The organism is Mycobacterium sp. GA-1841, assembly GCF_001954135.1.
Lineage (GTDB): Bacteria > Actinomycetota > Actinomycetes > Mycobacteriales > Mycobacteriaceae > Mycobacterium.
Genome location: NZ_MBEQ01000009.1, coordinates 114,961 through 137,179, shown reverse-complemented (window position 1 = coordinate 137,179; position 22,219 = coordinate 114,961). Strand labels below are relative to the sequence as shown.

Below are 22,219 nucleotides of genomic sequence, written 5' to 3'. Positions count from 1 at the left end.
CTCGCGATCGTCGTCGGACGCTCATACGTGCCGACCGCCGGTCACCTCGAGCACCGTCCCGGTCATGTACGACGACAGGTCGCTGGCCAGGAACAGTGCCACCTTGGCCACCTCGTCGGGGTCACCGGCCCGGCCCATCGGGATCTCGGCCAGCTTCTGATCCCAGATCCGTTGCGGCATGGCCTCGGTCATCGCCGAGCGGATCAGTCCGGGCTGGATCGCGTTGACCCGCACACCCAGATGTGCGAGTTCCTTGGCCGAGGCCTTGGTCATGCCGACGATGCCGGCCTTGGCCGCCGAATAGTTGGTCTGACCGACCAGGCCGACCTTGCCCGAGATCGAGGACATGTTGACGATCGCGCCGCGCTTGTTCTCCCGCATGATCGCCGCGGCCGACTTGGTGCCGTTCCAGGTGCCTTTGAGATGCACCGCGATGACCTGATCGAACTGGTCCTCGGTCATCTTGCGCAGCGTCGCGTCGCGGGTGATCCCGGCGTTGTTGACCATGATGTCCAGGCCGCCGAAGCGTTCGACGGCGGCCTGCACCAGCGCCTCGACCTCAGCGGACGAGGTGACATCACAGCGCACCGCCGTCGCGACCTCGGCACCGCCGAGTTCCTGGACCGCGGCCTCGGTGGCCTCGAGGTTGACGTCGCCGAGCACCACCCGCGCGCCCTCGTCGATGAAGCGCTTCGCAATGGCCAGGCCCAGACCCTGGGCACCGCCTGTCACGACTGCAGTCTGACCGGTCAGCAACGACACCTGATCACCTAACTTTCGATCCCGGGGGCTCTGTCAGCCAAGGATCATATTTCATATACGATATTGGCAAGTCATTGCCCCCGCCGGATTCCGCGCGAAGAAATGGAGCCTGCCCTGTGACCACCACCGCGGCCCTCGCCGAAGTCAGCGACGAGGATTTCGCCGAGATCCTGGCGCAGACCCGCACCTTCATCCGCACCGCGGTGGTGCCGCGCGAGAACGAGATTCTGGCCACCGACAAGGTGCCTGACGACCTGCGGCAGCAGGCCAAGGACATGGGCCTGTTCGGCTACGCCATCCCTCAACAGTGGGGCGGCCTGGGCCTGAACCTGGCTCAAGATGTCGAGCTGGCAATGGAATTCGGCTACACCTCGCTGGCCTTGCGGTCGATGTTCGGCACCAACAACGGTATCGCCGGGCAGGTACTGGTCGGCTTCGGCACCGACGAGCAGAAGACCCAGTGGCTGGAGGGCATTGCCTCCGGTGACGTCGTCGCCTCCTTCGCCCTGACCGAACCCGGCGCCGGATCGAATCCGGCGGGCTTGCGCACCAAAGCCGTTCGTGACGGCTCTGGAGACGACGCAGACTGGGTGATCACCGGCCAGAAGCGGTTCATCACCAACGCACCGAACGCCAACCTGTTCGTGGTGTTCGCCCGCACCCGACCCGCCGACCAAAACGGTGCGGGTATCGCGGTTTTCCTGGTACCGGCCGACGCTACCGGTGTCGAGGTCGGCGTCAAGGACGCCAAGATGGGCCAGGAGGGCGCCTGGACCGCCGACGTGACGTTCACCGACGTCCGAGTCCCGAACGCGGCACTCGTCGGCGGCAGTGAGGATGTCGGGTACCGCGCCGCCATGACCTCCCTGGCGCGAGGCCGGGTACACATCGCCGCGCTCGCCGTCGGATCGGCCCAACGCGCCCTCGACGAATCGGTCGCCTACGCTGCCGCGGCCACCCAGGGCGGCCAGCCGATCGGCAGTTTCCAACTGGTGCAAGCGATGATCGCCGATCAACAGACTGGGGTGATGGCCGGCCGCGCCCTGGTGCGCGACGCCGCCGCCAAGTGGGTATCCGGCGAAGATCGTCGCATCGTTCCGTCCGCCGCCAAGCTGTTCTGCACCGAAATGGCCGGCAATGTCGCTGATCTCGCGGTCCAGATCCACGGCGGTACCGGCTACATGCGTGAGGTGCCGGTCGAACGCATCTACCGCGAGGTTCGCCTGCTACGCCTGTATGAGGGCACCAGCGAGATCCAGCGACTCATCATCGGCGGCGGGCTGGTCAAGGCCGCCCAACGTCAGCTCTGAACCCATCCGCAGACCCTTAAGGAGAATCCATGACCGAGCGGCTCGCCGGAAAAGTCGCGTTCATCACCGGAGCTGCCCGTGGCCAAGGACGCGCACACGCCGTCCGTATGGCCAAGGAGGGCGCCGACATCATCGCGATCGACATCGCCGCGCCGCTACCGCCGAGCGTGCCCTACGACTCGGCGACCCCCGAGGACCTGGCCGAAACCGTGCGCCTGGTCGAGGCCACCGGCAAGCGAATCTTGGCGGCTACCGCCGACACGCGCGATCTCGACGCGCTGCGGGCCGTGGTCGACAAGGGAGTGGCCGAGTTCGGTCGGCTCGACATCATCATCGCCAACGCCGGCATCACCGTGCCCGAGGCATGGAACGAGACCACTCCCGAATCGTTCCGGGACGTCATCGACATCAACCTGACCGGCACCTGGAACACCGTGATCGCGGGCGCCCAGCACATCATCGACGGCGGCCGCGGCGGCTCTATCATCCTGATCAGCTCAGCCGCCGGAATCAAGATGCAGCCGTTCATGGTGCACTACACCGCCAGCAAGCATGGCGTCACCGGGCTGGCCCGTGCCTTCGCCGCCGAATTGGGCAAGCACCGGATCCGGGTCAACAGCCTGCATCCCGGCGCGGTCAACACCCCGATGGGCACGGGAGACATGATGGCCGCGCTCAACCGGGCAAATGAGACCAACCCCGGTCTGATGCAGATGGTGACGCCGTTCCTGCCGGATTGGATCGCCGAACCCGAGGACATCGCCGACGCGGCATGCTGGTTGGCCAGCGACGAATCGCGGTTCGTCACCGCCAGCAAGGTGGCCGTCGACCTGGGCTCCACCCAGTTCTGAGAGCCCCATGCCCAGCCCCATCGGTACCGACATCGCCGACGCGCTGGCAGCCGGGCTGCACCGGTACGGTGCGCGGCCGTTCATCGAGTTCGGCCGAAAGTGGTACTCCGGCAACCAGATCACCGAGTTCATCCGGCGGGTCGACGTTGCACTCGTCGACGCCGGAGTCACGGCGGATGAGCCGGTCGGCATCGTGGTACGCAATCGCGTGCCACATGCCGCGGCGATCCTGGGGTTTATCGCCCGCCGGCGTCCGGTGGTGATGATCTATTCGTATCAGTCGGCAACCGGGATCGCGCGTGACATCGAAAGCCTGAAACTGCCGGCGATCCTGTCCGATGTCGACGACAGGACACCGGAACTCGACAGCGCTGTGCGTTCGGTCGGCTCGGCCGTCCTCTCGTTGTCCGATGATCCACTTGAGGTCGGCGTCACGGCATCCCGGCACCCGGGTCGCCGCCACGATCCGAAGCTCGAACAGGCCGGCCTGCACATTCTGACCAGCGGCACCACCGGCCCACCCAAGCGAATCCCGGTCGCCACCAAGGTGCTTGCCCACACCGTGCTGAGTATGACGATCGGCTCGGGCACCGAAACGGTCGGTCCGGACACCCCACCGGCGCTGGTGTACTGGCCGTTCGGCAGCATCGGCGTCTGCCAGCTGTTGGCCGCACCGTGCGCGGGTAAACGCATGGTGCTGCTGGAGAAGTTCAGCGTCGACGAGTGGGTGAACGCCGTCAAGACCCACCGGATCACCCGGGCCGGAGTGCAACCGGCCATCATCCGGATGTTGCTGCAAGCTGACGTCGCGCCCGAGGACCTGGCGTCCTTGGAGGGGTTGTCCGGCGGATCCGGTCCGTTGGAGCCCGAACTACGGGCGGAATTCGAGAACCGTTACGGCATTCCGCTGCTGTGGGCCTACGGGGCAACGGAATTCGCCGGCTCGGTGTGCAGTTGGACACCGGAGTTGTATCAACGCTACGGCGCCGACAGACCCGACAGTGTGGGCCCTCCCCTACCCGGTGTGCGCGTTCGCATCGTCGATCCCGATACCGGCACCGAGGTGCCCCCCGGCAGCACCGGACTGCTGGAGGCCAGCGTGGAGGTCATCGGACCGGAGTGGGTGCGCACCACCGACCTGGCGACGATGGACGAGGACGGGTTCGTCACATTGCTCGGCCGGGGCGACGGGGCGATCAACCGAGGTGGCTTCAAAATTCTTCCGGAAACCGTTCGACGAGTGTTGATCTCACACCCCAGCGTGCTCGACGCCTGCGTGGTGGGTGTTCCCGATCCCCGGCTCGGTCAGGTGCCGTTCGCCGCGGTCGAACTACGTCGGGAGGCGACGGCTCCCAGCGAAGCCGAACTGAAAGCGCTGGTGCGCGAAACTCTGCCGAGCCATCATGTGCCGGTGGCCGTGGCCATCGTCGATGAGCTCCCCCGCAACGCGGCACTCAAGGTGCGACCCGACGACGTCGCCGCGCTGTACCGCGCGTAATCCCGCGAGCAGACGCACACCCGCGCGTCTTCCCATGACAATGCGCGGGTTTGCGTCTGCTCGCGGTCAGGAGTCCGCCGTGACCAACGTGCGGGTCAGGAACTTCACCTGATCGTCGGCGGCGGTGTCGAACCAGTCGTGGCCAGGCCAGACGTCGAAGTGATCGCACGGATAGTGATGGACCTGTGCCCTGGCCTGCACCGCCGTCTTCATCACGGAGTTGGCCGGCACGAACCGATCGAAGTCGGCGATCTGGATCAGTACCGGGCATGTCAGCGCTTTGGCCGCGGCACCGGTGCGAATCTGGACGAGTTCCATGCCGATCGCCGAGTCCACCTCGTTACGCCAGGTCGGTCCGGCGATCGCGCGGTAGCTGTCGTACGCACCATCAAGCGCCAGTGCGCCGGCCTCCCCCGGTTTGGCCGCCAACGGCATCAACGTCGGCTGCCCGCCCCTGGCAACGGCCACCCGGCTCTTCACCCCCGCCAACGTCCAGCGCAGCGCCGAGCCGACGTCGCGATGTGCGACCGCAGCACGACTGGCGGCGAGCCCGCTGGTCAACGGCGTCATCCCGATCACCGCGGCCACGTCGGCACATTGCGCGGCCACCCGCAGGACGTGGCTGCCGGAGAACGACGATCCCCACAACACCACCCGCCGAGGATCGACACCCGGTAGGCGTTGGGCCGCAGTGATCGCGGCGGTGTAATCCGCCATCTGTCGCTCGACCGAAACGCTCTGGCGCGGTTGCCCGTCGGAGGCACCGAAACCCCGGTAATCGAACGCCAGCACGTCCAGACCGGCGGCGCTGAACCGTTCGGCGAAGGGTTGCAGTCCCGAATCTTTGGTGCCGCCGAAACCGTGGGCCATCACTACCACCGGGCGCCCGGCCGGGCCGGTGAAGCCGTCGGCCGCGGCGGTGAAATGCCATGCACTGCACCGCTCACCAGCCGAGGAGAACGTGAGCTCGGTGTAGGTCATGCCGTCACTCCCACGCGGCCTTTGACGGCAGCCTGCGCCCGTTTCGCACCGGCAGGCAGTTCACGGGCACGGATGTCGTGTTCGTAGTAGAAGTAATCCACCTGCTGGGTGTGCCGAGGCCGGTCGGTGCAGTGTCCGGCGTGCAGCTGCTGATCGGCGTCGATCACCCGCTCCATCTCCGCCGCCGAGGGCAGTGCATATCGACCGACCGCGTAGGCCGCCAACAGTCGGGACTGACACTCGACGAACGGGAACAGCGTCGGGATCGCCTGGGCGAAACCCATGAACACCAGATCGTCCATGCCGGGCTTGAACATCCGCTTGTAGAGCCGGATGTGGTTGTCGGGAGCGCTGATGAGGTCTGGGGCGAAGAACGGGAACGTGATGTTGTAGCCCGTCGCGTAGACGATCACGTCGAAGACGTCATTGGTGCCGTCCTCGAAATGCACGGTGTCGCCGTCCAAGCGGGACACATTGGGCTTGGGGATGACGTCGCCGGAGCCGAGCCGCAGCGGCAGTTCCACCGACTGCGTCGGATGTGCCTCGAACAGTTTGTGATTCGGCGCGGGCAACCCGTACATCGTCGGGTCGGTGCCGAGGACGGGCGCAATCAACTGCACGAGCTTGCGCTGCCACGACAACGGAACATACGGATTGGTGCGGAAGTACTTGTCCCCCGGTTGTCCCGCAATGTATTTCGGCACGATCCACGCGCTCGACCTGGTGGACAGCGTCACTCGGTTCTGCAACGATTTGGACGACAGCTCGACGGTGATATCAGCGGCACTGTTGCCGATGCCCACCACGAGAATCCGTTTGCCGGTCAGTTCGAGTGGCTCGGTGGGGTCGATGTAGTGGTGTGAATGGATCGACGCACCGGTGAATGTTCCTGGGAACTCCGGCAATCGCGGATCCCAGTGGTGACCGTTGGCGACGACGAGCAGGTCGAATTCGCGGCGGGCACCGGCCTGGTCCTCGATCTCCCATCCGCCGTCGTCTCGACGGGCCGCATGCACCACGCCGTTGTTGAACTCGATGTTGTCGAGCAGCCCGAACGCGTTCGCATAGGCGTCGAGGTAGGCCTTGATGTCGGAGTGGTGCGGGAACGACGGAAAGTGCTCGGGAATGGGGAAATCTTTGAACGACAACCGGTGCTTGCTGGTGTCGATGTGCAGGGAACGGTAGGCACTGCTGTGTCCGTTCGGGTTGCCGAAGGCCCAGTTGCCACCGATGCGGTCCGACGTCTCGAACGTCGTGTAGGGCACCCGGTAGTCCTTGAGCATCTTGCCGGCGGTGAGTCCGCTGATGCCTGCGCCGATGATCGCGGTCCGCGGAAGTGAATGCGCCAACCCAGTGCTCCTCACGTTGTGATGCAGAACACTAACAGCAGACTTTGACGGACGTCAATGAATTCTGACAACTGTCAGATGTACCGCGAGCAGACACAAAACTGCACCAAAACCCCACATTTTGGGCAGGTTTGTGTCTGCTCGCGAAAAAAGGGGTCAGCCGATGAAACGGATGATCGACTCGGCGACGGCGGCGGGCTTCTCCGAGCCCTCGATCTCCACCGTCACGGTCATGGTGGCCTGCACTGCGCCGTCCAGTTGTGCGACGTCGCTGATGGCCGCGCGGGCACGCACGTTGGCGCCGACCCGAACCGGCGTGATGAACCGAACCTTGTTGTAGCCGTAGTTGACCGCCAACTTGACGTTGTCGACGCGGTACAGCTGGTGGGTGAAATGCGGCAGCAGCGACAAGGTCAGCAGACCGTGCGCAATGGTGCCTCCGAACGGCCCGTCGGCCGCCCGTTCGGGGTCGACGTGAATCCACTGATGGTCATCGGTGGCATCGGCGAACAGGTTCACCCGATCCTGGGTGATCTCCATCCACTCGGTCGGGCCCAGCTCACTGCCGGCTGCCGCCACGAATTCGTCAAGACCGTTGAAGACTTTCACGCTCACTCCTCTCGAACCGTGCTCAGAAGACTACGGTTTGATTCCCGAACCGGATCACGCGGTCCTCACAGTGCCACAACACCGCCCGCGCCAACACCAGCCGTTCCACATCAGCCCCCAGCCGAGCCAGGTCACCGACCGAGTGGCGGTGATCCACGCGGACCACGTCCTGCTCGATGATCGGGCCTTCATCGAGATCGCCGGTCACGTAATGCGCTGTCGCCCCGACCAACTTGACCCCGCGCTCCTTGGCCCGGCGGTATGGGGCCGCGCCGATGAACGCCGGCAGGAACGAGTGGTGGATGTTGATCAGAGGGCAGCCGACGGCATCGAGGAACTCCGGGGTCAGGATCTGCATGTACCGGGCCAGTACGACCAGATCGACGTTGCCGCGCAACAGATCCAGCAGCCGTTGCTCGGCTTCGGTTCGGTTGTCACGGGTCGCCGGAACATACAGGTAGGGCACGCCGAAGGCACGAACCTGATCAGCCAGGTCGGGATGGTTGGAGATGACCATGGCCACGGACATGTCGAGTTCGCCGCGCCGGTTGCGCCACAAGAGATCCAGCAGACAGTGATCCTCACGCGAGGCCATCAGCGCCACCCGCTTCGGTTTGGAAGCCTCGCTCAAGCGGTAGTCCATCCCGAATGGGGAGGCCACGCGCACGTCGAAGTCCCGCTCCAACTGCTCACGCACCGCCGCCAGGCCCGGTAGGTGGAAAATCGTGCGTTGCATGAACGTGCCGCCGGCTTGTTCGGTGGAGTGCTGATCCAGCGACACGATGTTCGCCCCGGCGCCGGTGAGAAAACCACTGATCGCCGCGACCAGACCGGGTCGGTCCGCGCAACGCAGCAACAACCTGCCGATGTCTCGGGCGGGTAGGGCGCTTGTTTTCGGGTACTCCTGCGTCATCACCCTCAGGATCTCATCTGTCCGGGTCGGCAGTGACGCGACTCGGCATTACTTGCCGCCCCTGCAGGACCGTGGAAATCAGGCGGACTCGATGCCGAGCCGCCGGCGGCGCAGACTGGCTGGGCTCCCACACAGCAAAACGCGCACATCTTGTCACCGGCAAGACAATTCGACGTCGGCGCAAATAACGAATTTTTGCCACCGGTCCGCACGATACGTCGATATACGGCATAAATGGCGATTCCTGAATTTGCCAAATTTGCATGTACCCGCGAGTAATTGGCAGCCCGGCACAGCGAATTCAACATGCGACTGGACAAGTTTTACGCGCTCGCTGGAATTTCAAGGCTATGCGGCGCGATACTCATCACACGTATTCGCACAACCGTGCTGCGCACCAATCAGCCGCTCCAGTTGGAAGGTGCGGTTGACCGACGAAATGGATCCCAGATGACTGCTCCCCAACTCGATGCCGTAGGCCGCACCTCCGTCGCGCTGGACGAAAGCCCAAGCTGGTGGGACCCCGACAGCGAGTGCACCATTGTCGTGGCTCGACCCGGCACGGAGCGCGAACTGTGGAACGAATATGTCCGCGGCGCCCAGGCGAACTACCTCAAACACGGTGTGCAGCAAGCGCTGGACGCCAAAGCCCTGGAGACAGGCGACGATACGGCGCTGTTCTGTGTGGGTCTCAACACCTCCGGCCGGGTCGTCGGTGGTCTTCGGGCCAAGGGCCCTTACCGAAACATCGACGAAAGCCACGCAGTCGTCGAATGGGCCGGACAGCCCGGTCTGGATTCCGTACGCAAAATGATTGGCGACCGTCTGCCTTTCGGAGTGGTCGAGATGAAGACCGCCTGGGTGTGCGACGACCCCGAACAGAGCCGGGCACTCACCGATACGCTGGCACGTATGCCGCTGCATTCCATGACTCTGCTCAACATTCAGTTCGCAATGGCCACAGCTGCTGCCTACGTGCTGAAACGCTGGCTGTCATCGGGCGGGGTGCTGGCGGCCAAAATCCCGGCAACTCCTTATCCGGACGAACGGTATCAGACGAAGATGATGTGGTGGGATAGCCGCACATTCGCCAATCACGCCGATGCCGGCCAGCTGGCGCGATACTTCACCGAGGCTCAGCGAATCGCCCCGCGCACCGCAGCGCTCGGCTTCGACACCCTCATCTCCAGCGCGGCGGGACGATGATCCACGGAGACCACCAGACTTTCGAGGTGACCGCCCTCGACGATCCCGATCAGTACCGCGTGCTCTTCGTCGAGGACGAGGAGACCCTGGAGCGGCTGCGTCGGGATCCGCGGATCACTGTGGTCGACACGTATCCCGAGCAGCGCGCTGCGCTGCGCGGGCTGGTGCCGACGGTCGAGGCCGAGGTCTCAGACGAGCCGAGCAGATGGGCGTACTACCCGTGGCGACGCTGCCTGGCCCGCATTCTGGGGCCGGCCGCGTTCAATCGGTTACGCCTGGACCGCAACCGCAATCTCATCAGTGCCGATGAGCAGCGCCGCCTGTCGACCCTGCGAATCGGTGTCGTCGGGCTCAGCGTCGGACATGCCATCGCCTACAACCTCGCCACGGAAGGTCTGTGCGGCGAGATTCGCCTGACCGACTTCGACGAACTCGAGCTGGCGAACCTCAACCGGGTGCCGGGCACGGTCTTCGACCTCGGGGTCAACAAGGCCGTGGTGGCAGCACGCAGAATCGCCGAGATCGATCCGTATATCGAGGTGCGGATCGACCGTAAGGGCGCGGTGCCGGAGTCGATCGGTGAGTTTCTGCACGGACTCGACATCGTCGTCGAGGAGTGTGACTCCCTTGATGCGAAAGTTCTTGTGCGCGAAGAGGCCCGAGCTCGACGGCTCCCGGTGGTGATGACGACCGGCGACCGCGGTTTGCTCGACGTCGAACGGTTCGACCTGGAGCCGGCACGTCCGATTCTGCACGGTCTGCTCGGCGACATCGCCGTGGCGGACCTGGCCGGCCTGAGCAGCAAGGACAAGGTGCCGCACGTCCTGCGGATTCTCGATGCTTCTCAGCTGTCCCCCCGGATGGCGGCATCGCTGGTCGAGGTCGGCAAGACGCTGACCACCTGGCCCCAGCTCGCCGCGGAGGTCGTCCTCGGCGCCACCGTCGTGGCAAACGCTGTGCGCCGCATCGGATTGGGTGAGCCGATGCCGTCCGGGCGGGTCCGCGTCGATGTCGCCGATGCGTTGGATCAGATCGGCGATCCCCTCGACACGCTGTCGGCCACGGCGCCGGAACCCGCAGCCCGCGAAACCGAACCGGTCACTGTGGCAGACATTCTCGCCCACGCTGCCGGCCGTGCCCCCTCTGGTGGCAATGTCCAGCCCTGGCATATCGAGGCCGGGGACAACCGGATCAGCCTCCGACTGGACACCAACTGCACCACGACAATGGACGTGGGGTATCGCGGCAGTGCCGTGGCATTGGGAGCGGCGGCCTTCAATGCCCGGGTGGCCGCGGCAGCACACGGCCTGACCGGGCAGGTGCAGTGGTCACGCGGCGACGAGGGGACCCCGCTGTACGGGATCGCGGAATTCGGCCCAGGAGATGCGCCAGGCCTGGCCGAGCTCTACCAACCGATGCTGGACCGCGAGACCAACCGGTTGCGCGGCACGGCGGCGCCGATTCCCGCCGATGTACTCGAGGATCTGCGTGCCGCCGCCCGCGGGGAAGGCGCCGAGCTGACGATCCTGACCGACCGTGCCGAGATGGAAACGGCCGCACGGCTACTCGCCGACACCGATCGGCTCCGCTATCTGACCCCCACCCTGCACCGGGAGATGATCTCGGAACTGCGCTGGCCCGGCGACCCGGAACCCGATACCGGCATCGAAGTCATCACGCTCGGGCTGGACCCGTCTGACATGGGTGTGTTGGACATCCTGCGCCGGTCCGACGTGATGGCGAAGTTGTCGGACTGGAATGCCGGAGTGGCCCTCGGTGACGATACCTACGAACGGGTCACCTCCAGCTCGGCTTTGGCGGTGGTCTCGGTACGCGGCCGCCGGCTGACCGACTATGCCCTGGCCGGCTCCGCGGTGGAGGCGGTCTGGATCCAGGCCCAGAAACACGCGTTGGGAGTCCAGCCGGTGTCGCCGGTGTTCCTCTACGCCCACGACGACGCCGATCGTCAGGAGTTGTCGGAACACCATGCCGACGCGCTGCGCGAACTCCAGTACGCTTTTCGCAGGTTGACGTGCACCGAACGCGACGAGTCGCAAGCATTGGTACTGAGATTGTCCTACGCGCCGCGTCCGACCGTACGCAGCCGACGTCGGGTCCGGACGGGTTCGACGCCACTGCACCGCTGAGCCGAAGTTCTGGTAGATGCGGTGGTAGATGCGGAGGAATTTGTTGCCAGGCAACCTCGAGCTGCTCGTCACATCTGTCGCTACGCAGCTGATGGCGGTCGACGCAGCGACCTCGGTGGCGGTGAGCGAACAGGTGCTGGCCGAGCTCATCTCGTTCTTCGATGTGGACGTCAGCTTCCTGCGCCACAACGATCACGAGGCCCACGCCACCCGACTGGTCGCGGAATGGCCACCGCGGCAGGTGGACACCCTGACCGATCCGATCGCGGTCATCCACTTCGCCGACGCGGATCCGGTGTTCGCGATGGCCGAGCACCTCAAGGACCCGGCGGTCTTTCGTCCGGAACCGGCCACCGACGATTATCAGCGCACGATCGAGGCCGGACGCCATGTCGCGTCCACCTCGATGGCCTGCGTACCGTTGCTGTCCGGCGACATCACCACGGGCGTACTGGGTTTCGTCAAGTTCGGTGACCGTGAGTGGTTGCCCGCAGAACTCAACGCCCTCAAGGCCATCGCCTCGTTGTTCGCCCAGGTGCAGGCCCGCATCGAGGCCGAAGACCGGTTGCGTTACCTGGCCGATCACGATCATCTGACCGGGCTGCACAACCGGCGGGCGCTGATGGCTCATCTCGAGGCCCGGCTGGCACCCGGTCAGCCCGGGCCGGTGGCGGTGATGTTCTTCGATCTCGATCGGTTGAAGGCGATCAACGACTATCTGGGCCACACCGCCGGCGACGCGTTCATCAGCATCCTGGCCGAACGGTTGCAGCACGGCGATGACCAACCCAAGCTCATCGCGCGGCTCGGGGGTGATGAGTTCGTCGTCGTCCCGGCGGCGCCTATGTCGGCCGAGGCGGCCACGGCAATGGCTTATCGACTCCAGTCGGTGCTGCGCGAGCGGGTGACGATCGATGGCGAGATGCTCACCCGCACGGTCAGTATCGGCCTGGCCGAAGGTATTCCGGGCCGGGATTCCACGTCCGATCTGATCAACCGTGCCGATCACGCGGTCTTGACCGCCAAGAACTCCGGCGGTAACCGGGTCACGGTGTTCTCCGACGCGATGGCCATGGAGATCGATTTCCGCAACGACATCGAGCTGCATCTGCAGAGCGTGATCGAAAGCGGCGCTTTGGTACTGCATTACCTGCCGGAGATCGACATGCGGACCGGCGAGGTGCTCGCCGCCGAGGCCCTGGTTCGCTGGCAGCACCCGACCCGCGGTCTGCTGTCCCCCGAATCGTTCATCGGGGTGGCCGAATCGATCAACCTGGCCGGCGAATTGGGCCGCTGGGTACTGCGGACCGCGTGCGCCGAGTTCGCCCGCTGGCGGTCCAACGGCGTCGGGCGCAATGTGGTGTTGCGGATCAACGTGTCGCCGGTCCAACTGGTCACCGACGGGTTCGTGGCATCGGTGGCCGGCATCATGAAGGAGTTCCGTCTCCCGCGCGGTTCGGTGTGCCTGGAGATCACCGAGAGCATCGTGGTCCAGGACATCGAAACCACCCGCTCGACGCTGACCGGTCTGCACAAAGTCGGCGTGCAGGTGGCCATCGACGACTTCGGCACCGGCTACAGCGCGCTGTCCCTGTTGAAGTCGCTGCCGGTCGACACACTCAAGATCGACCGCAGCTTCGTCGCCGGACTCGGGTCTGACCCTGGCGATCTGCCGATCGTCCGTGCGGTGATCGCGTTGGCCGGTGCCTTCGGCCTGCAATTGGTGGCCGAGGGAGTCGAGACCGAACGGGCCGCACTCACGCTGCTACGGCATGGTTGTTACCGGGCCCAGGGGTTCCTGCTGTCCAAGCCGATCCTCGGCCACGAGATGGCCGAGCTACTAGCCAAAGGGCGGGTACCGGTGCATTTCTCGTCGGCGCCGCGGATGTGAACGTCCGGCGTCGCGGCCCGATTCCCGCACGCCGCCGGAACCGCAGTAGGCCGATTGCCCGCCATCCCGTTCGCGCTCCAGCACTTCCACCCGGCCGAACCGGCTCGCGTTGTACCCGACCAGGGCTACCTGCAGGGGCTTGTCCGCTTCGATGAGTTGTGAAGCCGAATTCGAGCCGCCGCCAAGGGGTTCGGTGGATACGGCGATGCCGTGCCGGGTCCGCAGGGCCAACGGACCCTCAGACGTGTCGAGCACCACGCCGACGATCTCGTCCTCTTCGAAGACGATGCGCTGCAAGGTGCTGTTCTCTGAAACCTCGATCTGCCGGTCGTGCACCTGAGCCGACAGCCAGGCTCCCACAGCCGACGCCGGGTCGGTGCCACTGTCGGCCTCCACCGCACCGAGCACCTTGACCTGGATTTCTTCACCGTCGCGGGTCTTCATCGACGTTGTACCCCGGTCCGCCAACCGGGTGTAGAGCACGCCGTACGGCGAGGTCAGGCATTGCTGCGCCCAAACCTGCAACCGGGCGCCGTAGAAGGGTGCGATCCGGCCACGTCCGGATACCGGTGTCCAGTCACTCACCGGGCGGACCGTCAGGGTCGTGTCGCACTCGGCCTCAGTGGCCGGGCTCAGGTCGGCTGACAGTTCGTCGAAATACTCGCGGGTCTCGGGATCGTCGATCCCGACGCCCAGCCACGGTCCATCCGCTGCCGCTCGGGGGCGACTCGGGATCGGCGACCGGGCGAGGTACACGTCGGCGCCGGCGTCTGCCGCCGCGACCGCCACGGCCAATGCCCCGAAGCCCGATCCACAGCAAACTACATCGACTTCGTCATCCCACATGGATCGACGACACTCCGATGTTGCTGAGCGACGGAGCGGCGCCTCGGCCAACGGCGCGAGAGTGCACAAAAGTTGGGGTTGCCACGGCCCACACCGGGATTCGAGGGGGATTGCCGGTGCAGGCCATGGCAACGTTTCCGGGATAGCTCATGGCTACGCCGGACCGCGCTGCGGCCGGGTCGGCGAGGACGCCGGCGGCGATGGCCTGAGCCACTACCGGGCGGGCATCCCGCGACGAACCAAGAGTTATCACGCTAAGCACGATACATACCTTTAGAATGTTATGCACGTAGCGTGACGACTTTGAGTCTGCTGGCGGCGGTGGAGCAACAGGACACGGTCGCCGGCCGGCATCAGGAAAGGTCCGGGAGGTGACTGAGCAGCTCGACCGGCGAGCAGACCTGACCCGCCTCCAGATCCTGCAGGCGGCAGCGCGACAGTTCGCCCACACCCCGTACAGCCTGGTCAGTCTCGATGACATCCTGGCCGACGCCGCCGTCACCAAAGGTGCGCTGTACTTCCACTTCCGTTCCAAACGCGCCCTGGCGGTCTCGATCGTCGAACATCGCACCGAGTTGGCCCATAAATCTCTCGCCGAAGCCCTGGCTCGCAACCTGTCGGGGCTGGAAACCATCATCGACCTGTCGTGCCTCGTGGCTGCCGAGGACATCAGCGATCCGATGGCCCGGGCCTGCCTGAACCTCGTCGAATCCATCGGCCGCACCGACGGCCTCGGACCGAGGGTGCTCGACCAATGGGTTCAGGGCTTCGCCGGAATTGCCAAACGCGCCATCAGCGAGGGCGATTTCACCGCCGACACCGACCCGGAGGCGGTCGCGCGGTTGTTGGTGTCGCTCTACCTGGGCGTGCGCCAGATCAGTGATCTGGACGATCCGCGACGGTTCCTCACCGACCTTGAGCACAGCTGGCGGTTGGCACTGCCGGGGTTCGTCGAGCCCGAGCGGCTCGGCTACATCAACCAGTTCATCCGTCGGCGGACCGCGGTAGGCATCAAGAAGGTGACACCGCTACGCCCGGACCAGTCGGTGCGCCCGACAGATATGACCGTCGAGCACTCCTGAGGAACGGAAACGACATTCGAAAAGCCACCGTGCCGCGCCAGGCTCGCTCCGAACTGACCCGGCAGAAGATCATCACCGCCGCGGTCGAGCTGTTCAGCGAGCAGGGCTATCCCGCCACCGGGCTCGGCGACATCATCACGCGAGCCGAGATGACCAAGGGCGCGCTGTATTACCACTTCGACTCGAAGGAGTCTCTGGCCGAGGCGATCATCGTCGACGGCGGGGCTGCGATGCTCGCGACCTTCCGCACGATCACCGAATCGTCGTCGCCGGCATTGGAGAACACCATTCACGGCCTTTTCGTGGTGGCCGACTTCGCCCGCTCCGACAAGCTCGCCGACATCGGCATGCACCTGCTGCGGACGTTCAGCGGTATCAATGCCGCCGCCACCCGGGTGTATGCGAGCTGGCTCGACGACCTGACCGGTCAACTGATCCAGGCCGCCGACGAGGGCGATCTACGCGAAGACCTGGACGTGACGGCGGCTGCCGAGGTGATCCTGGGGTCCATGCTCGGCGCCGAGGCGCTCTCGCGCGCTACCGCGACGGGCACCGACCTGCGCGAGCGAGTGGCACGCACATGGGACATGCTCCTGCCCGCCGTCGTCAGCGCGGAGTCGATGGGCTACTTCCGTGAGTTCCTGGCGCGGGAATCGCTGCGCCGGTCACAGGCCGCCGGCTGAGTCCTAGACTTCCTCGGCCCACAGTCGATCGGTGAGGTCTTGAAACGTCGCCAATGCCACGGGATCGTCGCCGCGCAGCAGGGCCGACTTGCTCATCCGGGCGCGCACGATCGAGCCGTCGTGATGCATGAGGTCGACGAGCAGGCCGGCATTGGCCCGCATCACCGAGACCGCCGACTCATCGGCGGGCAGGGCGTGGAACACGTCGGCGAACGGCATGCTCGTGACCGCTGCCGTGTCCCGCCCCACCATCTCGGCGAAGGCACTGTTGGCGAACAGGATGGCGCCGTCCTCGGCGATCGCCAACACCGGCACCGGGAACCGCTCCAGCACCACCAGGGCCGGCAGGTTCTGCAGTAGGGCCATCGGAGATCGAGGCTCCGGGCCGCTCTGGCGACGCTCCACGGGTCGATTATTGCCTGTGCCCGACGCCGGCTACCACTGTCGCAGCAACCACACAGGTTGGTGTCGCCCCCGCGCCCTGCACGCCGGGATCCAGGGTGGTCTACGCCACTTGACTAACTAGGTTTACTCTGTGGAGCGACACCAGTAGACAGGGGCAGGCATGGACTTGAAGTGGTCGACCACCGACCAGGAATTCCGTGACGAAGTTCGCGACTTTCTCGCCAAGAATTTGACGCCCGAGATCCGGCGCGCCGGTCAGCTGATGACCAGCGTGTATGCCGATCACGACGCAAGCATGGCCTGGCAGAAGATCCTCCACGAGCGGGGCTGGGCAGCCCCGGCCTGGCCCGTCGAACACGGCGGCTGCAACTGGAGCCTGACCCAGCACTACATCTTCAGCCGCGAATCGACACTGGCCGGCGCCCCGTCGCTGTCGCCCATGGGCATCCGCATGGTGGCCCACGCCATCATCAAGTTCGGCACGAAGGCGCAGAAGGACTACTTTCTTCCGGGCATCCTGACCGGCGAGGTGTTCTTCTGCCAGGGCTACTCCGAACCCGAGGCGGGCTCCGACCTGGCGGCGCTGTCGATGTCCGCAGTGTCCGATGGCGATGATCTGGTGTGCACCGGCAGCAAGATCTGGACCACCCACGCTCAGGAAGCGAACTGGATGTTCGCCCTGGTGCGTACCACCCGGGGCGCCAAGAAGCAGCAGGGCATCACGTTCGTGCTGATCGACATGACCTCACCGGGCATCGAGATCCGTCCGCTGGTGATGACGTCCGGTGAAGAAGTGCAGAACCAGGTCTTCTTCGACGAGGTCCGGGTGCCCAAGTCGAACGTGATCGGCGCGATCGACGACGGCTGGACCGTGGCCAAATATCTGCTCGAGTTCGAACGAGGTGGTGGCGCCAACGCGCCGGCCTTACAGGTGCTCGGTGACGAAATCGCCACGGTTGCCGCCGAAATGCCCGGCCCGTCCGGTGGCCGGCTCCTCGACGATCCGGGGTTCAGCCGCCGGCTGGCCGACGCCCGCATCCGTACCGACGTGCTGGAGATCCTGGAGTATCAGGTCCTGGCGGCGGTCGCCGACGGCGGTCATCCCGGAACGGCGTCCTCGATGCTCAAGGTGCTGAGCACCGAATTGAGCCAGACACTGACCGAGCTGTCCATGGAGGCCGCCGGCCCGCTGGCCCGCGCCTACCAGCCGCACGCCACGTTCCCCGGCGGCCCGGTGGCCGAGTATGAACCACCGGCCGACGGTTATCACAGCGGTGAGCCCTGGCAAGCGGTCGCTCCCCTGCGTTACTTCAATGACCGCGCCGGCTCGATCTACGCCGGTAGCAACGAAATTCAGCGAAACATCCTCGCCAAGGCAGAACTGGGGCTCTGATGGACTTCAACCTGACCAACGAACAGGAACTGCTGCGCGACGGGCTGGCCAAGTTCCTGGCCAGCCGCTACGACCTGGCGACCAGCCGCGCCGCGGCCAAGACCGGCCCCGGCTGGCAGCCGGAGATCTGGCGCGGTTTCGCCGACGAACTGGGCATCCTGGGCGCCACCCTGCCCGAGGACGCCGGCGGCATCGGCGGCGGCCCCGTCGAGACCATGGTCATCGCCGAGGCGTTGGGCCATGCCCTGGTGATCGAGCCGTTCGTGGACACCGTGGTGGTGGCCGGTGGCCTGCTGCACCGATCCGGTGATGCATCCGCTGCCGCCCTGCTGGAGGACGTCGTCGCCGGTACGGCGGTCGTGACACTCGCGGCCACCGAGCCCACTTCCGGGGACAACTGGCGCGACGTATCCAGCACCGCCCGCCGCGACGGTGACGAATGGGTGCTCAACGGCACCAAGCTGATGGCCGTCAACGCTCCTCTGGCCAGCCACCTGCTGGTGACCGCGCGTACCTCGGGGGAACGCGCCGACACCGACGGCATCTCGTTGTTCCTGGTCGACATCGCCGCGCTGACAGCGGGATTCACCGCGCACCCGTACCGCACGGTGGACGACCGCCGGGCGTCGGACCTGACGTTCACCGACGTACGACTGCCCGCCGAAGCCTTGCTGGGCACCGAGGGGCAGGCTTGGCCGTCACTGGACCTGGCCCGTGATGAAGGTGCGGCGGCGGTGTGCGCCGAGGCCGTCGGCGGCATGCGCAAGGTGCTGGCGGACACCGTCGAGTACTGCAAGCAACGCCAGCAATTCGGCATGCCGATCGGCAGCTTCCAGGCGCTGCAGCACCGAATGGTCGACATGCACATGGAGGTCGAACAGGCCGCCGCAGCAGTCTTCCTCGCGGTGCTGAACCTCGACGCCGAACCGGCGCAGCGGGCCAAGGCGGTTTCGGCGGCCAAGGCCACCATCGGGCGGGCCGCCCGCTTTGTCGGACAGAACGCCGTGCAGTTGCACGGCGGGATGGGGATGACCGAGGAACTGGCGATCGGTCACTACTTCAAGCGGCTCACCGCGGTTCAGTACGAGTTCGGCTCCACCGACTATCACGTCGGCCGCTACGCGGAGCTCACCCGGGCGTAGGGGGAGTTCGCCGAGATTGAAGCCAGGGACACAATCGGCGCCGGCCCTGTCCCAGGCTTCAATCTCGGTGTTCTGGCGCATGTTTGGGGCGTGCAGGCCCACGCGACGCCGATCTCGGCCCGAACGGGAGGCCGAAGCGGAGGTCAGCCGCGCAGGCCCGCGCTGAGCATCTCTTCGACCGAGACGAACTTCACCCGCGGGCGTGCCGCCTGCACACCACGGTCCCGTTCGGCGGCATCGATCGCGCGCCACCCGGGCCAACCGACGGGTTCGGCTCCCCGGCCGGCCAACAGCGCGTCGAGCGACTCGCGGCCCTCAATGTCACGCGTCAGCAGGCCCGCATCGAAATCCGCCCACAGCTGGGCCACAGTCTCTTCGGCGCACAGCCGGTTGGTGCCGATCACCCCGCGCGGTCCACGCTTGATCCACCCGGTCACGTAGGTACCGGGCACCGGTGCACCGTCGATGACCCGCCCCGACTCGTTGGGCACGATCCCGGAAACTTCGTCGTAGGGCAGTCCGGGCACCGGCAGGCCGCGGTAGCCGATCGACCGCAGGATCAATGACGTCTCGATCATTTCGGTACCGCGTGCGCTGGTGACCTCCAGCCCTTCGGCGCGATCGGCACCCAGGATGGCCGTCGGAGCGACGCCGAACCGGAAGACCACCCGCCGGTTCCCGGGCGTCGGCGACTTTTCGGCATACTCCCGTGCGATGGCAAGTTTGAACGACGTCTCGACGTCGTCATGCTCGTCGCCATCGGGCAGGTCCGCCGGATCGATGATCACGTCGACACCGTCGAGGTGGCCCAAGGCCAGGAACTCCCCCGCCGAGAACGCGGCGTGGCTGATATCGCGGCGGGCCAGGACAACGACCTCTCGGATTGCGCTCTCCGTCAAGGCCTCCAGTGTGTGCTGGGCGATATCGGTGTTGGTCAACGTGGTCCGGTCCATCAACAGCACCCGGGCTACGTCGAGGGCGACGTTGCCGTTGCCGACGATGACCGCCCGCTCACCGGACAGGTCGAACTGGTGCCCGGCGTGGTCCGGGTGCCCGTTGTACCAACCGACGAACTCCGCCGCGGCGTGATGACCGGACAGCTCCTCGCCGGGAATGCCCAACTGCCTGCTGCTGGAAGCCCCCACCGCGTAGATCACCGCGTGATGATGGGCCAGCAGCTCGTCGTGGTTGACGGTACGCCCCACCTCGACGTTGAAATGGCTGGCGAACCGCGGGTTGGTGAATGCCCGCTCGAAGATGTCGACCACCGACTTGGTGTGTTGATGGTCGGGTGCGACGCCGGCACGGATCAGACCGAACGGCGTGGGCAGCCGCTCGAACAGATTGATCTCCACACCGTCGACGGCGATCAGCTCGGCGGCGGCGTAGCAGGCGGCCGGCCCGGAGCCGACGATCGCCACCCGTAACGAGCCCGCCTCGACCCGCGACCGGGACGCCGGTGACGGCACGGTCACCGGCGTGAGCGGATGGCGCTCGAAATAGGCGGCGTTGAGGTCCTTGAACCGCTGTAGGTCACCAGGAAGGTCCTCTTCGTAATGGATTGCACCGACTGGGCATTCCTCGAAGCACGCGCCGCAGTCGATGCACGATTCCGGATCGATGTAGAGCATTTCGGCGGACGCGGAATCCAGGCCGCCCTCGGCGGGACGAATGCAGTCCACCGGACACACCGGAACACAGCTGGCGTCCTTGCAGCAGTTCTGCGTGATCACGTAAGCCATCGGACCTCCCCTTCCAGATCTGAGCCGATCCTACTGGACACCTGTCCGATTTCTCGAGCCGAGCACATTGCGGGACCGTATTCCGGATGCGAAGGCCAACCCCACTCAGTCCTGAATTTTCATTCAGCCAGCACTTTTCGCCGATCTGTTGCCAGTCATGACCCTGACTTGTATCTTGGACACATGTCCAGTCCTGCGGTGGCTACAGTCACTCGCCTCCACGACGCGCAGGCTCAGCGGATCCGCACGCAACGCCGCGTCTTCGGTGCGGCGACGCAACTACTCGACGCAGACAACGTCATCTCGGTGCCGGCATTGGCCGCGCGCGCAAAGATGGCACCTGCAGCGCTCTACGCACATTTCCCATCCCTTGAGGTGGTTTTCGCCGAGTTGTACCTGGACCGGGTGATCCAGCTACCGCTGGACATCGATCCCACCGCCAGCCCCACCAGCCGGGTGACCGAGCAACTCACCGCCCTCACGGTCGTGATGGCCGACGAACCTCGGCTGGCCCGGGCCGTCACCCAGGCACTGGTGAGTACCGACGACGACGTGGTCGAAGACGTCCGCTCGCGGATCGCCGCAGAGGTCAATCGTCGAATCGCCACGGCCTTGGGCGGCGGCGCGTGGCCAGAGGTCCTCGCCACCCTGGAGGCGGTGTTCTGGGGCGCTCTGCTGCAGGCACAGTCAGGTGCCATGAGCTACCGGCAGATGGCCCGACAGCTCGAAACGATGGTCTCGCTGATCGTGCCCGGCGGGTGAACCACCAATCAGCCTGTCGCTCAATACCTTCCCGGGGCAGCCACCCAAATCTGCTCGAAATCCAGTATCGAGGCCGCGATCTCAAAGTCCGCGTCGTAGTGCACCACCGTCAATCGGTGACGATTTGCGATCACTGACGTCAACAGGTCGGAAATGCCCACCGCACGATGCCGGCCGGCTTGCGCCAAGCGAAACTGTGCATCAAAAGCCGACTGCCAGTGCTCGTCGTCAGTCGGCAAATACTCGTAGGCGGCGCGACGATCCGCGCGTAATTGGGCATACTCGGTAGCCGACCGAGCACTGTAGAGCGCTTCGGCCTCCAGGACTGCACAGGTGGCCACTAACCCAGCCTCGATGAGTGGACGCAACCGATCCGCGATCTCGACGTGCGCCATTCGGGCGGCGGCACTCGTGTCGATGAGGAAGCGAGCAGTCAGCGCCATACCTCGTCCCTGTCATGTTTCCCTGCCAGCGCCGCCAAACCGCCCGAGGAGAGCCACTCTGCCTGCCGCACGCGGGCCGATCGCGTCGAGGCGAGCCGCAATGCTGATCGGACCGTGTCCGCGATGCCGGTGGTGTCGAGTTCACGCTGGGCAGCGGCCAGCAACTCGTCATCGATGTCGATCAGGCGCTTCGTCATGGACAAC

21 protein-coding genes are annotated in these 22,219 nt (G+C 65.5%); 11 read left to right on the top strand and 10 right to left on the bottom strand.

Going from position 1 to position 22,219, the window contains the following annotated elements:
• Window positions 1-21 precede the first annotated feature (21 nt).
• Window positions 22-762: a 3-oxoacyl-ACP reductase FabG gene (gene fabG, locus A5740_RS01855; RefSeq protein ID WP_076190991.1), complete on the bottom strand. Its 741-nt coding sequence runs from the start codon at window positions 760-762 to the stop codon at window positions 22-24.
• A gap of 116 nt (window positions 763-878) precedes the next feature.
• Between fabG and A5740_RS01850 the strand changes: the two genes are divergently transcribed.
• The 3 genes from A5740_RS01850 to A5740_RS01840 are packed head-to-tail and all read left to right on the top strand — an operon-like array spanning window position 879 to window position 4,421.
• A complete protein-coding gene (locus tag A5740_RS01850) occupies window positions 879-2,072 on the top strand; it encodes an acyl-CoA dehydrogenase family protein (protein WP_076190990.1) in 1,194 nt (397 codons plus the stop codon).
• A gap of 29 nt (window positions 2,073-2,101) precedes the next feature.
• On the top strand, window positions 2,102-2,923 hold the full coding sequence (locus A5740_RS01845) for a mycofactocin-coupled SDR family oxidoreductase (RefSeq protein WP_076190988.1): 822 nt from the start codon (window positions 2,102-2,104) through the stop codon (window positions 2,921-2,923).
• 7 nt (window positions 2,924-2,930) lie between these two features.
• Window positions 2,931-4,421, top strand: coding sequence for a class I adenylate-forming enzyme family protein (locus tag A5740_RS01840; RefSeq protein ID WP_076190986.1), 1,491 nt, complete (start codon window positions 2,931-2,933; stop codon window positions 4,419-4,421).
• Between the two features lie 66 nt (window positions 4,422-4,487).
• On the opposite strand, the gene A5740_RS01835 is transcribed toward A5740_RS01840, so the two are convergent.
• From A5740_RS01835 to purU, 4 genes are all read right to left on the bottom strand, one after another.
• Window positions 4,488-5,402, bottom strand: a complete 915-nt coding sequence (locus A5740_RS01835; protein ID WP_076190978.1) for an alpha/beta hydrolase — start codon at window positions 5,400-5,402, stop codon at window positions 4,488-4,490.
• Window positions 5,399-6,751 carry an NAD(P)/FAD-dependent oxidoreductase gene (locus A5740_RS01830; RefSeq protein ID WP_076190977.1) on the bottom strand — a complete coding sequence of 451 codons (1,353 nt, stop codon included), beginning with the start codon at window positions 6,749-6,751 and terminating at the stop codon, window positions 5,399-5,401. Before A5740_RS01830 ends, A5740_RS01835 begins: the two co-directional genes overlap by 4 nt.
• A 156-nt stretch (window positions 6,752-6,907) precedes the next feature.
• Window positions 6,908-7,360: a MaoC family dehydratase gene (locus tag A5740_RS01825; protein WP_076191230.1), complete on the bottom strand. Its 453-nt coding sequence runs from the start codon at window positions 7,358-7,360 to the stop codon at window positions 6,908-6,910.
• A 22-nt stretch (window positions 7,361-7,382) separates the two neighbouring features.
• Complete coding sequence (gene purU / locus A5740_RS01820) at window positions 7,383-8,273, bottom strand: formyltetrahydrofolate deformylase (RefSeq protein ID WP_175616131.1); 891 nt, start codon at window positions 8,271-8,273, stop codon at window positions 7,383-7,385.
• Between the two features lie 450 nt (window positions 8,274-8,723).
• Between purU and A5740_RS01815 the strand changes: the two genes are divergently transcribed.
• The 3 genes from A5740_RS01815 to A5740_RS01805 are packed head-to-tail and all read left to right on the top strand — an operon-like array spanning window position 8,724 to window position 13,517.
• Window positions 8,724-9,479, top strand: coding sequence for a hypothetical protein (locus tag A5740_RS01815; RefSeq protein ID WP_076190975.1), 756 nt, complete (start codon window positions 8,724-8,726; stop codon window positions 9,477-9,479).
• Window positions 9,476-11,626 (top strand): Rv1355c family protein, encoded by a 2,151-nt coding sequence (locus A5740_RS01810; protein WP_076190974.1) that lies wholly within the window; start codon window positions 9,476-9,478, stop codon window positions 11,624-11,626. The genes A5740_RS01815 and A5740_RS01810 overlap by 4 nt, the downstream gene beginning before the upstream one ends.
• A 28-nt stretch (window positions 11,627-11,654) precedes the next feature.
• On the top strand, window positions 11,655-13,517 hold the full coding sequence (locus tag A5740_RS01805) for a bifunctional diguanylate cyclase/phosphodiesterase (RefSeq protein ID WP_076190972.1): 1,863 nt from the start codon (window positions 11,655-11,657) through the stop codon (window positions 13,515-13,517).
• Here A5740_RS01805 and A5740_RS01800 read toward each other — a convergent pair.
• Window positions 13,467-14,363 (bottom strand): hypothetical protein, encoded by an 897-nt coding sequence (locus A5740_RS01800; RefSeq protein WP_076190971.1) that lies wholly within the window; start codon window positions 14,361-14,363, stop codon window positions 13,467-13,469. The two genes, A5740_RS01805 and A5740_RS01800, sit on opposite strands and share 51 nt — an antisense overlap.
• 371 nt (window positions 14,364-14,734) lie before the next feature.
• Here A5740_RS01800 and A5740_RS01795 point away from each other — a divergent pair, with 371 nt between their 5' ends.
• Window positions 14,735-15,445, top strand: a complete 711-nt coding sequence (locus A5740_RS01795; protein ID WP_076190969.1) for a TetR/AcrR family transcriptional regulator — start codon at window positions 14,735-14,737, stop codon at window positions 15,443-15,445.
• A gap of 29 nt (window positions 15,446-15,474) precedes the next feature.
• Window positions 15,475-16,128, top strand: coding sequence for a ScbR family autoregulator-binding transcription factor (locus A5740_RS01790; protein WP_076190968.1), 654 nt, complete (start codon window positions 15,475-15,477; stop codon window positions 16,126-16,128).
• A 3-nt stretch (window positions 16,129-16,131) separates the two neighbouring features.
• Here the strand turns inward: A5740_RS01790 and A5740_RS01785 are convergent, their stop codons facing one another.
• Window positions 16,132-16,494, bottom strand: a complete 363-nt coding sequence (locus tag A5740_RS01785; protein WP_175616130.1) for a PAS domain S-box protein — start codon at window positions 16,492-16,494, stop codon at window positions 16,132-16,134.
• A gap of 199 nt (window positions 16,495-16,693) precedes the next feature.
• Between A5740_RS01785 and A5740_RS01780 the strand changes: the two genes are divergently transcribed.
• Together A5740_RS01780 and A5740_RS01775 are read left to right on the top strand one after the other, a co-directional pair.
• Window positions 16,694-17,926: an acyl-CoA dehydrogenase family protein gene (locus A5740_RS01780; RefSeq protein ID WP_076190965.1), complete on the top strand. Its 1,233-nt coding sequence runs from the start codon at window positions 16,694-16,696 to the stop codon at window positions 17,924-17,926.
• Window positions 17,926-19,068, top strand: a complete 1,143-nt coding sequence (locus A5740_RS01775) for an acyl-CoA dehydrogenase family protein (protein WP_076190963.1) — start codon at window positions 17,926-17,928, stop codon at window positions 19,066-19,068. The genes A5740_RS01780 and A5740_RS01775 overlap by 1 nt, the downstream gene beginning before the upstream one ends.
• A gap of 143 nt (window positions 19,069-19,211) precedes the next feature.
• On the opposite strand, the gene A5740_RS01770 is transcribed toward A5740_RS01775, so the two are convergent.
• Window positions 19,212-20,810 (bottom strand): FAD-dependent oxidoreductase, encoded by a 1,599-nt coding sequence (locus A5740_RS01770; protein WP_076190961.1) that lies wholly within the window; start codon window positions 20,808-20,810, stop codon window positions 19,212-19,214.
• Window positions 20,811-21,008: 198 nt separating this feature from the next.
• On the opposite strand from A5740_RS01770, the gene A5740_RS01765 reads away from it, so the two are divergent.
• Window positions 21,009-21,572: a TetR family transcriptional regulator gene (locus A5740_RS01765; protein ID WP_083653910.1), complete on the top strand. Its 564-nt coding sequence runs from the start codon at window positions 21,009-21,011 to the stop codon at window positions 21,570-21,572.
• Between the two features lie 20 nt (window positions 21,573-21,592).
• Here A5740_RS01765 and A5740_RS01760 read toward each other — a convergent pair whose 3' ends face one another.
• Both A5740_RS01760 and A5740_RS01755 read right to left on the bottom strand, forming a co-directional pair.
• Window positions 21,593-22,015, bottom strand: coding sequence for a PIN domain-containing protein (locus A5740_RS01760; protein WP_076190958.1), 423 nt, complete (start codon window positions 22,013-22,015; stop codon window positions 21,593-21,595).
• Window positions 22,006-22,212 carry a DUF2191 domain-containing protein gene (locus A5740_RS01755; protein ID WP_076190956.1) on the bottom strand — a complete coding sequence of 69 codons (207 nt, stop codon included), beginning with the start codon at window positions 22,210-22,212 and terminating at the stop codon, window positions 22,006-22,008. The genes A5740_RS01760 and A5740_RS01755 overlap by 10 nt, the downstream gene beginning before the upstream one ends.
• Window positions 22,213-22,219: the final 7 nt, after the last annotated feature.

Excerpts from the sequence above, each read along its gene's own strand:
- A5740_RS01785 (WP_175616130.1), bottom strand. The coding sequence starts at position 16,494 with ATGGCCCTACTGCAGAACCTGCCGGCCCTGGTGGTGCTGGAGCGGTTC.
- A5740_RS01835 (WP_076190978.1), bottom strand. The coding sequence starts at position 5,402 with ATGACCTACACCGAGCTCACGTTCTCCTCGGCTGGTGAGCGGTGCAGT.
- A5740_RS01780 (WP_076190965.1), top strand. The coding sequence starts at position 16,694 with ATGGACTTGAAGTGGTCGACCACCGACCAGGAATTCCGTGACGAAGTT.
- A5740_RS01805 (WP_076190972.1), top strand. The coding sequence starts at position 11,655 with ATGCGGAGGAATTTGTTGCCAGGCAACCTCGAGCTGCTCGTCACATCT.
- A5740_RS01800 (WP_076190971.1), bottom strand. The coding sequence starts at position 14,363 with ATGTGGGATGACGAAGTCGATGTAGTTTGCTGTGGATCGGGCTTCGGG.
- A5740_RS01810 (WP_076190974.1), top strand. The coding sequence starts at position 9,476 with ATGATCCACGGAGACCACCAGACTTTCGAGGTGACCGCCCTCGACGAT.
- A5740_RS01815 (WP_076190975.1), top strand. The coding sequence starts at position 8,724 with ATGACTGCTCCCCAACTCGATGCCGTAGGCCGCACCTCCGTCGCGCTG.
- purU (WP_175616131.1), bottom strand. The coding sequence starts at position 8,273 with ATGACGCAGGAGTACCCGAAAACAAGCGCCCTACCCGCCCGAGACATC.
- A5740_RS01845 (WP_076190988.1), top strand. The coding sequence starts at position 2,102 with ATGACCGAGCGGCTCGCCGGAAAAGTCGCGTTCATCACCGGAGCTGCC.
- A5740_RS01755 (WP_076190956.1), bottom strand. The coding sequence starts at position 22,212 with ATGACGAAGCGCCTGATCGACATCGATGACGAGTTGCTGGCCGCTGCC.
- A5740_RS01770 (WP_076190961.1), bottom strand. The coding sequence starts at position 20,810 with ATGGCTTACGTGATCACGCAGAACTGCTGCAAGGACGCCAGCTGTGTT.
- A5740_RS01840 (WP_076190986.1), top strand. The coding sequence starts at position 2,931 with ATGCCCAGCCCCATCGGTACCGACATCGCCGACGCGCTGGCAGCCGGG.
- A5740_RS01775 (WP_076190963.1), top strand. The coding sequence starts at position 17,926 with ATGGACTTCAACCTGACCAACGAACAGGAACTGCTGCGCGACGGGCTG.
- A5740_RS01760 (WP_076190958.1), bottom strand. The coding sequence starts at position 22,015 with ATGGCGCTGACTGCTCGCTTCCTCATCGACACGAGTGCCGCCGCCCGA.